Origin of the sequence: Cognatishimia sp. MH4019 (assembly GCF_020177595.1) — a bacterium.
Lineage (GTDB): Bacteria > Pseudomonadota > Alphaproteobacteria > Rhodobacterales > Rhodobacteraceae > JAHTBL01.
The window spans coordinates 1-1,511 of record NZ_JAHTBL010000024.1; the positions used below are offsets into that span (position 1 = coordinate 1).

The following is a 1,511-nucleotide window of genomic DNA, read 5'->3' on the forward strand; positions in this document are numbered from 1 at the left end:
TGTCCGTCGTCAGGGATTTTGGGACAGATGGGCGCCTGAGCTAAGAGAGGATCTGGCTCATCTGGTTGGTTTGATTATGCGGCCGATTTGCGGTGAAGCAAGCGCCGTGTTTCGATGGTCTTTTGTTTGATCCTTTCTCGTTGTTTCAGGATGGCCTGGCCGCGCCCGAAGTAGACGTCGGCCGGCGTCAGGTTCTGTAGGCTCTCGTGATAGCGCTGATGGTTGTAGTGCTCGACGAAGGCGTCGATCTGTCGGCTGAGATCGCTAGGCAGAAAGTAGTTTTCCAGCAGGATGCGGTTCTTGAGGGTCTGGTGCCATCGCTCGATCTTGCCCTGGGTCTGGGGGTGATACGGGGCGCCACGGACGTGATCCATCTGCCGATCTTCCAGCCAATCTGCCAACTCACCCGAGATGTAACTCGACCCGTTGTCACTCAGCAGCCTCGGCTTGTGCAGAACCGTCGCCTGATCGCAGCCCGAAGCCTGCAGTGCCAGGTCCAGCGTGTCGGTCACGTCGCCCGACTTCATCGTCGTGCAGAGCTTCCAGGCAATGATGTAACGGCTGTAGTCGTCCAGGATCGTGCTGAGATAGAACCAGCCCCAACCAATGACCTTCAGATACGTGAAGTCGGTCTGCCACAACTGGTTCGGCCGTGTGGTCTTGTCCTTGAACTCGTCAGCCGCCGACACCACCACATAGGCCGGACTGGTGATCAGATCGTAGGACTTGAGGATGCGATAGACCGAAGCCTCTGACACAAAATACTTTTCCGTGTCAGTGAACTGAACGGCGAGTTCGCGCGGCGACAGGTCGCTTTCCTTCAGGGCCAGGTCCTTGACCTTCTCGCGCACCAGTTCGGGAATACGATTCCAGACGCGGGATGGCCTCGGGCTGCGATCCTCAAGTGCCTCGGGGCCGCCGGTTTGATAGCGTTCATACCAACGATAGAAAGTGGTTCTGGGAATGCCCAGCTTGTCCAGCGTGCGCCTGGTCGATAGGTGCGACCGCTCGACCAGCCGGATGATCTCCATCTTCTCGGATGCGGGATACCTCATTCGTTGTCGCCCCCATCCCCGAGCATGCTTTTTTTGAGAAGGCGTAGTTCTAGGGCCTGTTCGGCCACGACCTCTTTCAGGTCCCGAGCCTCACGGCGAAGCCCTTTGACCTCATTGGACGTCGCCTCACGGGCCGTGTCCCCGGCAAGGCGCTTCTTTCCAGCCTCAAGGAATTCCTTGGACCAACTGTAATACAGGCTCTGAGCGATGCCCTCGCGGCGGCACAGCTCGGCAATGCTGTCTTCGCCCTTCAGACCGTCCAGCACGATCCTGATCTTCTCTTCCGCAGAGTACTGTTTGCGCGTGGCGCGGCGGATGTCCTTGACGACCTTCTCGCCGTGGCTCTTACGTGTTCCGGGTTTCTGTCTCATCTCCACTCCTTGGTGGTTACGATGTGCCAGAAACCCTCTCTTATCAAATCAACCTAAACTGTCCCATTGGTGCTGACGTCAGACA

1 protein-coding gene is annotated in these 1,511 nt (G+C 57.7%); it reads right to left on the reverse strand.

Annotated features, from left to right (window positions below; translation table 11 throughout):
* Positions 1-74 precede the first annotated feature (74 nt).
* Positions 75-1,426, reverse strand: a protein-coding gene (locus tag KUW67_RS18300; protein ID WP_224826782.1) for an IS3 family transposase whose coding sequence is annotated in 2 segments (ribosomal slippage) — positions 75-1,090 and positions 1,090-1,426 — 1,353 coding nt in all. Because the reading frame shifts where the segments join, the coding sequence is not laid out codon by codon here.
* Positions 1,427-1,511 lie beyond the last annotated feature (85 nt).